General features: G+C 72.6%; 6 protein-coding genes and 1 pseudogene. 3 read left to right on the top strand and 4 right to left on the bottom strand.

Annotation, left to right across the window (positions count from 1 at the left end; all coding sequences use genetic code 11):
• The 4 genes from O3Q52_RS44245 to lanKC all read right to left on the bottom strand — a co-directional run.
• Positions 1-198 (bottom strand): hypothetical protein (locus O3Q52_RS44245; protein WP_269654173.1); only part of this gene is annotated, 198 nt, incomplete at its 3' end.
• Positions 199-251: 53 nt separating this feature from the next.
• Positions 252-1,970, bottom strand: a complete 1,719-nt coding sequence (locus tag O3Q52_RS44240; protein ID WP_269654172.1) for an ABC transporter ATP-binding protein — start codon at positions 1,968-1,970, stop codon at positions 252-254.
• 80 nt (positions 1,971-2,050) lie between these two features.
• Complete coding sequence (locus O3Q52_RS44235) at positions 2,051-2,167, bottom strand: SapB/AmfS family lanthipeptide (RefSeq protein ID WP_055617622.1); 117 nt, start codon at positions 2,165-2,167, stop codon at positions 2,051-2,053.
• Positions 2,168-2,250: 83 nt separating this feature from the next.
• Positions 2,251-4,974 (bottom strand): class III lanthionine synthetase LanKC, encoded by a 2,724-nt coding sequence (gene lanKC / locus O3Q52_RS44230; RefSeq protein WP_269654171.1) that lies wholly within the window; start codon positions 4,972-4,974, stop codon positions 2,251-2,253.
• A gap of 454 nt (positions 4,975-5,428) precedes the next feature.
• On the opposite strand from lanKC, the pseudogene O3Q52_RS54490 reads away from it, so the two are divergent.
• The 3 genes and pseudogenes from O3Q52_RS54490 to O3Q52_RS44220 form a co-directional block, all read left to right on the top strand.
• Positions 5,429-5,653 (top strand): annotated as a pseudogene (locus O3Q52_RS54490) (WD40 repeat domain-containing protein); the annotation flags it as partial.
• Positions 5,654-5,669: 16 nt separating this feature from the next.
• Positions 5,670-6,887, top strand: coding sequence for a WD40 repeat domain-containing protein (locus tag O3Q52_RS44225; protein ID WP_269654169.1), 1,218 nt, complete (start codon positions 5,670-5,672; stop codon positions 6,885-6,887).
• Positions 6,887-7,751: PAS domain-containing protein (locus tag O3Q52_RS44220; protein ID WP_269654170.1), on the top strand; the 865-nt coding region annotated here is incomplete at its 3' end. The genes O3Q52_RS44225 and O3Q52_RS44220, both read left to right, overlap by 1 nt.

Here is a 7,751-nt window from a genome sequence, read left to right as displayed (position 1 = left end):
CCCGACGTCCACCCGACCGGCCAGGAACCCGGCGTCGAGGGCCCGCGCCAGCCCGTACCCGGTGAGGAAGGTCTGCGCCGTCTCCAGCACGGACCACGCGGCGAGCCGCCCGACCACGCGCCGCCTGGCCCGCAGGAAGCGGAGTCCGCGCCGGTGGACGCTGTTGTGCCCGTCCGAGGTGACGGGGCCGGAGCGCAGGGTGCCAGGGGGCGGCTTGTTTCCGGGCCGAGGGTCGACCGGCGGGTCCCCGCTCACGGCTTCCCTCCGTTCCGCTCGTCGCCTGTGCAGTTGGCCCTCTCGCCCGCATCGCTCCCGAACACGGCCCGGTACTCGGGCTGTGTCCACAACTCCGCGTGCCGGCCGACGGCCCGTACGCGCCCGCCGTCCAGCCAGGCCACCGAGTCCGCCCGTGCCGCCGTCGACGCCCGGTGGGCGACGACGAGGCGGCCGCATCCCGGTGTGCGCCGGAAGAGCGCTTCTGTGACGTGGTGTTCCGTCACCGTGTCGAGGCTCGACAACGCGTCGTCCAGGATCAGCAGCCGTCCGCCGCGTGCGAACGCCCGTGCCAGACCGAGGCGTTGGGCCTCACCGCCGGAGAGCGGGGCCGTCGCGCAGGGTGTCGCGTAGCCGTGGGGGAGACGGCGTACGAAGTCGTCGGCGCGGGCGGTTCGGGCGGCCTCCCGGACCCGGTCCGGGGGTGGTGGCGGGTGGCCGAGGCCGATTGTGTCCTCGATGGTCTCGCCCGGCAGGGCGGGGCGTTCGAAGGCGTAACCGATCGCGCGCCGCAGTGTGTGTCGGTCCAGTTCGCGCAGCGGCACCCCGTCGAGGAGCACCTCGCCGGAGTCCGGGTCGGTCAGCCGCCCGGCGAGCGCGGCGAGCAGTGACTTGCCCGCGCCCGAGCGTCCGACCACGGTCAGTGTGGTCCCGCCGGGGACGACGAGGTCGACACCGTCCAGCACGAGACGGCCGCCGCGGTTCCGGGCGGTCACCGCGCGCAGCTCCAACTGCCCCTGGCCAGGCGGGAGATGGTGCGTCCCGTACGTGGTCTCCGGCTCGTCCAGCACCTCGCCGAGGCGGCGGGCCGAAGCCCGGGCCTCGATCAGCCCGCCGAGTCGGCCGAGGAGTACGCCGACGCCGGTCGCCAGTACGGCGTACCGGGACGCGGCCAGCAACTCGCCGACGGAGAGCCGGTGTTGGGTGAGCAGCAGCCCGGCCGTGGCCAGCACCGCGATCTGGAGCAGGGGCGCCACCCCGACGGCCTGTGCGGCGGCGCGCCCCTGGACGCGCCACATCCGGTGGCCCTCGCGGGACAGTTCGGGCAGCGGGCGCAGGATCCGTGCGACCTCCTTGTCGGCGGTCCCGCCCGCCGCGATGGTGCGCGCGCCGCCGATCGCCTCCGCCAGCGCGCCCGCGATCCGCCCCTGCGCGTCCTGGTAACGCGCCACGCACCGCGAGGAGTTGCGGGCGAAGGCCCGGAGCACCGCCACGACGACGGGCACCCCGCCCAGGAACACGAGTGCCAGCCGGGGATCGATCAGCCAGAGCGCCACGACCGCCCCGAGCGGAGCGGCCAGTGCGGCGAAGAGCCCGGCCAGCGTGGCGGGGGCCGTTCCGGCCTGCGCGGCGTTGCCGACGAGGCGTGCGACGAGTTCACCCGGCCCGAACCGGTGCCCGGCCCGCGGCCCCACGCCCAGTACGTGCCCGGTGAGCCGCTCGCGCAGCCACGCCGTGGCGCGGGCGTTCGTGGTGGCGCTCAGTACCGTCTCGCACGCGTCGAGCACGGCGAGCACCAGCACCAGGGCCGTGCAGTACACCACCCAGTTCGTGGCCCGGGAGGGATCCGCCAGCAGGGCGTCGAGCGCCCGGCCAAGCGCGGCCGGCAGCAGCAGGCCCGCCGCCGTCCCGGCCAGGGACAGGAAGGCGAGGGTCGCACAGCGGATGCCACTGTGCCGGGTCGCCGCCCGTAACAGCGCACCCCCGCGCGAGGCCCCGGGCGGCCCCTCCCCACTGGGGATCGGGAACCGCCCGGAGCCGTGGGAACGCGGTGCTGTCAGAGACACAGGGTGACGCTGGCCGCGCTGATGCACGAGAGAAGGCTGAGGGTGCTGTTCGCGCCGCCGTCCGTCTGCTCGTCGGATTCCATCGTCTGCAGGTCGAGAAGTGCCATGGTGATGTCCTTTTCTCTCTGTGAAGTCGCCCTGTGGGGACGGGGTTTGGTGTCACGACTCCGCCGGACGGCGGAACCGCGTATCAGGGCCGCCGTGGAGGCGGCGGCAGGAACGGCAGATGGGCGGGGGCCTCACCGTCGAGGGCGGCGCCGAGCGCCAGCAGACACCCTGCCGTTCCGGTGCCCAGGTCCATGGAGAGGCGCATCATCTGGTGCCCGGGGAAGGCAAGTTGGCCCTGGTAGGGCATCGCGAACCAGCCGAGCCCGGCGATCTGCGCGGCGATCTGCCCGGGGTCGGCGCCGGTGCGGCTCAGGTGCAGGATCATGCCCGCCCGGCCCTGGAACAGCCCGGGCTGCGCGTAGAAGCGCGAGGTGGCGGCGGTCAGGATCTGCGAGCGGGCTCGCTCGAACTCCTCCTGCCCGTGCGCGACTTGGCCGTTCGCGCGCCGGCCGTTCTCGCCCCGACCGCCCACGCCCCGGCTGTCGTCGGCGTGCGCGAGGTAGTCGTCGACGACCAGGCCGATTCCGGCGCTGCCGTCGCCGAGGTAGGGCATGGTGCGTCGCCCCTCGTCGACCTCCAGGCCGCCGCCCCGCTGGACGACGCAGCACTCCAGGTCCCGCCGCAGCGCCTCGGCGGCCGATGTCAGCAGCTCGGGGTCACCGGTCGACTCGTACCGGCGCAGCAGGAACAGCGCGGGCCCGCTCGCGCCGCGGAGCAGTCCCGCACGGCGTTTCTTCGGCTCGGGCCTCGGCTCGGCCGGCCGCTCCCGGAGGATCCGCGCCACCTCCGCCGCCCGGAGGTCCAGTTCCGCCTCCCCGGTCGTGCGCGCCAGCCGGTCGAGCACCAGGCCGAGCCCGGCCAGCCCGCCCTTCAGGTCGGAGGACAGCTTCCACCACTTCTCCTTGAGCACGGTGTCGACGAGGTCCAGCGCCCGCTGCCGGTGCCCGAGCAGGTCGAGGACGTACGCGACGCCCGCGAGACCGTCGTACAGCCCGAGCGGTGTTCCAGTCGGCACCGGGTCGGTGTGGTCGAGCAGCCAGCGCTCGCCCTCCTCGTACCGGTCCGCGCCGGTCTCGGCCAGGGCGTACAGCACGCCGGCGGCCCCGTACGCGAGTCCGAGTCCGCCGCCGTCGGAGAACTGGGCGATGTCCCCGGGGAAGAGCCGGTCGTCGCGCTCCGGTGTGGCCGAGGCGAGGATCGCCTTGACCATCGAGTCGCGGCTGTACGGCCAGTCACCGGGCTCGGCGAGTGCGGCGTACGTCGAGGAGTTCGCGGGGGACGGTAGAACGGCCGCCGTGGAGGACGGTGCGGCGTCGGCAGGTGGCTGCGGGGCGGACAACGGCCGGGCAGTCGTGCGTGACGCAGGGTCCCGGGTGATCTCGGCGACCGCCTCGGTCAGGAACGCCCGTGGTACGTCCGGGAACTGACCGGTGATGACCTCGGCCAAGTGCGCCGCCTTCGCGCGGTCCACCACGAACAGTGTGGTGACCGGCATGAACATCGCGAGCCGCAGACACGCCAGTGCGTACCGGTCCACGTCCGCGCCCGTCCGGTCCGGCGGTGCGAAGAACCCCGGGTGGGCGACGACTTGGCGGCCGCCCTCCTCGATGGGCGCCGCCGCCTCGAAGTCGAGGAGCGCGACCGACTGTTCGTCGGGGGCGACCATGATGTTGAACATGTGCAGGTCGTTGAAGGCGATGCCACGCGCGTGCACCGCGTCGACCGCCTCCTCGACCAGCCCGTGAATGCGCAGCGCCCAGGCCGTGTAGTCGGCCACGGCGGCGGGATCCGGGTCGGCGGTGAGCAGCGGATGGCGTTCGGCGAAGAAGGAGTTGAGCGGCCGGCCCTCCAGGAAGTCCATGACGAGGAAGCGGTGCTCGCCGAGCGGGAACCAGTCGCGCACCTCGGGCACGACACTGAGTCCGGACACCCGCTCCAGGGCGTACTTCTCCCGGGCGAGCCGGGCGACGGCGTCCGCCCCGTCGGCGGCGAGCCCCGCGTGCGGCCGCCCCTCCTTCAGGACGACCCTGCTCCCGTCGCGGGTGTCGACGCCCGAGTACACGCCACCGCCGTTGGAGAAGTGCAGCGCCTTCTCGATGCGGTACGGCAGTTCGCCGACCGTCGTCGTGTTGCGCGCGGCGAGCTGCGGTTCCAGGAACGCGGGCAGGGTCACCCACTCCGGCACCTGGAAGGAGGGCGCCCGCCGGTCCGGCACGAGCCGGCCCTCGCCGTCCGTCACCGCGGGCACCAGCCTGCCGCGCTCGTCGACGACGAAGGACCGTGCGAACGCCCCGTAGCGCACATACAGCGGACCGTCGTTCCAGCGCACGTCGGTGAGGATGTACGGCCCTTCGAGACCTTTCAGGAGCGCGCCCAACTCCTCCAGTACGACCTGGAGTTGGTCCTCGTCGGCCGGATAGACGGTGACGAACTTGCCGCTCGTGTCGCGGGCGGCGTACTTGACGTTCCGCAGATGCAGCAGATGCGGACCCGGCACGAACTTGAAAGGGATCAGCCGGGGCACGCAGTAGTCCCACACGGCCGCCGCGATGCGCTCCGCGTTCTCCCGGGTGGCCGAGGCGTGGATCTTCCATCCCTGGACCGGGCCGGACCGTGGCCTGCCCTCCCCGTCCACGGGAGTCATCGTCAGCCAGTCCCCGATCCGGGCCGCGCGCCATCCCTCGGGCACCGCCCGTCGCGCCGTCTCGTAGCCGGGCGCTTCGCCGCGCCTCTCCCCGGTCAGCCGGTCCGGCGTCTCGTAGAAGAACCTGTCGGCCAGCGCGTAGACCTCGTACCGCTCGTCCATCGCATTCCCCTCGACGGCTGCCGAGCCTTCCACCCCGTCGAGAGCCCGGACAGTCACGGCTGTCACGAGGTGACCGTGAGGAATGCACGGGTCGAGTCGTGTTCGGTCTCTTTCGAGCGGTCGCGGTCGGAGCAGTGCCGCATATCGCAGCATTTGCCTCACCGATAGTCAATTGGAGCTTGACCGGCGCTTATGGCGCAGACCGCTGGCACCATCAGGGGTCTCTGTCAATGGCGGTGCGCCGATCACGGTGCGAAGGGGGACCCCATGGATGTGAGCGTGCGTTTCGACGGAGCCAACCAGTCCGGCCAGCCGCGTGCTCGTCGCCTCGGTGACGTCCGGAGCCATCGCCGTACAGCAGCGGCAGGCCGCCGTGAACGGACGGCAGACCGCCACCTCGCGCGAACTGGCCACGAAGTCGATCCTGCTCGCCACCGCGGAACCGGACGCCTCCATGCTGCTGGCCGCCGAGGCGTTCCGTCAGGGGCGTACGACCGAGGCACGCGGCCCACTGCTCAGCGCCCAGAGCCAATGCCTGGCCGGAGTGCTTCCGGGCCACCGGGGGAGCGTGAGGTCACTGGCGTTCTCGCCGGACGGCAAGCTCCTCGCGACGGCCGTCGCGGACCGGTCCGTACGGCTGTGGGACGTCTCCACGCGTCGCCGTGTCGCCGTCCTGACGGGGCACCGGAAGGACGGTGCGCTTGTGGAACACCTCCACACATCGTCGTGGCGCCGCCCTGAGCGGGAATCAGGGAGCGGTCACGGCGGTGGCGTTCTCACCGGACGGCAAGCTGCTCGCCGTCGGGGGCAGGGACGCCACCATCGCCCTCTGGGTGCCGGACACCGACAAGCGGCTCGCACGGCTGACGGGCCACGGGAAAGGCGTCGAGAACGGCGGTGTCCTGGCCCTCGCCTTCGGCCCGGACGACGGAATGCTGGCCTCCGCCGGACCCTCCGGGAAGGTGCGGGTGTGGGACACCGGATCGCGTCGTTCCGTGGCGGTTCTCGACACGACAAGCCCGAAACAGAAGGCGCAGGCCGTCAACTTCAGCCCCGACGGGCGCAGCCTGGCCGCCGCCGACGGCATGGGGAACGTGACGGTGTGGGACACCGACAGGTTCCGGACCCGGATGACGATGAAGGGCCACGAGGGTGCGGCGTTCGGTGTGGAGTTCAGCCCCGACGGCCGGACGATCGCCTCGGTGGGCGAGGACAGCACCCTGCGCCTGTGGGACGCACGGTCCGGACGCTCCCTGGCGGTCCTCGACAACCGCGCAGGCATGACGTTCGACGTCGCCTATGCCCCGGACGGCCGCACGCTGATCACCGGCAACAATGACGGGACGGTCCGCCTGTGGGACGTCCGTACGCGCACCAGGCGCGCGACGCTCGACATCTCGGCGGGAACGGTCTACGGGATCGCCGTGGACACCGACGGCACCTCCCTGGCGGTCGCGAACTCGGACGGGACCGTCCAGCTCTGGGACCTCCCCTCCGAACGGCGCACCGCCACGCTCGCCGGCCACACCCTGGGCGCCTTCACGGCCGCCTTCTCCCCGCGCGGAAGCACCCTCGTGTCGAGCGGAAACGACACGATCCGCCTGTGGGACCTGGACGCCGGCCGGGCGATGCGCCACATCTGCGACGTGGTGGGGCCCTCCGTCGACCGGGATCGCTGGCACAAGCTGATGCCGGACGTCGCCTTCCACACGCCGTGCTCCCAGACACGCCGAACTCCGGGACGCGTAGTACTGCCGGACACGCCGTGCCCCTGGACCCGGCCGCACTTCCAGACATACGGCGACATACGGGCCGGCGGGCCCGCCCGGAGCCCCGCCTCGGGGTGCCGCCCGACCCATGACCTGCCTCCGAACGGTCACAGGGGCTGCGCCGCCGTCCCGGAAGCGCTGTAATTGCGGACGTGGTCAGTGAGGGCGCTGCGGAACGCAGAACGAGAACGCTGCGTACCGAACTTGCCCTCAAGACGCTTCACACGGACCTCGGGGCCCCCGAACGGCTACGGAGCGTGCTCGAACAGGCACTCGTGTTCGGTGGCGCGACGCTCGCCACCGTGTACGCGCCGGGCGACAGCGGTGACCAACTGTGTCTGATCGAGGCGGCGGGCGTACCCCGGTCCCTGTACGGACTGCGCGACAGCTACCCGCTCTCCGGCGGCTCGCCCGCGGCGGACGCCTACCGGATCGGCCGGCCCCTGTGGCTCAGCCCCGAGGAACTCGCCGTGCGCCCCGGCGCCCGCCCGATGCCCGCGGGGGACTTCTGGCTGGCCGCCCTGCCGCTGCCCCCGGACCCACGAGGCGGCGGCTGTCTGGTCGCCGTGAACGAGAACCCGGGCGGCTTCGACACCGAGGACCGAACCTGCCTCGAACTGCTCGCCGAGGCCGTCTCCTTCCCGCCCTCCACCGGATCCGCGGACTCCGACGACCTGCCCAGCAGCTCGTTCAGCCTGGCCATGGACACCGGGCGCGTCGAGGTCGACGACGAGATGCTGGAGCTGTTCGGGCTCGCCCCCGACGAGTTCGACGGCAAGGTCGAGACCCTCCTGGGCATGACCGTGCCGGAGGACCTGCCCTCGCTGATGTCCGTGGTGGAGTCCGACCACATGTCCGTCGGCGAGCGCGAGCTGGAGTTCCGTATCCTCCAGCCCTCGGGCGACCAGCGGTGGCTCAGGCTGCGCGCGCGACTGCTGCCGGCCGCCGACGGGCGCCCGTCCCGGCTGGTGGGCACCGTCGCGGACGCCTCCAAGCTGCGCTCCGGCG

This window comes from Streptomyces sp. ActVer, from assembly GCF_027270795.1.
GTDB lineage: Bacteria > Actinomycetota > Actinomycetes > Streptomycetales > Streptomycetaceae > Streptomyces > Streptomyces umbrinus_A.
This window is presented reverse-complemented; position numbering and strand designations above follow the sequence as displayed.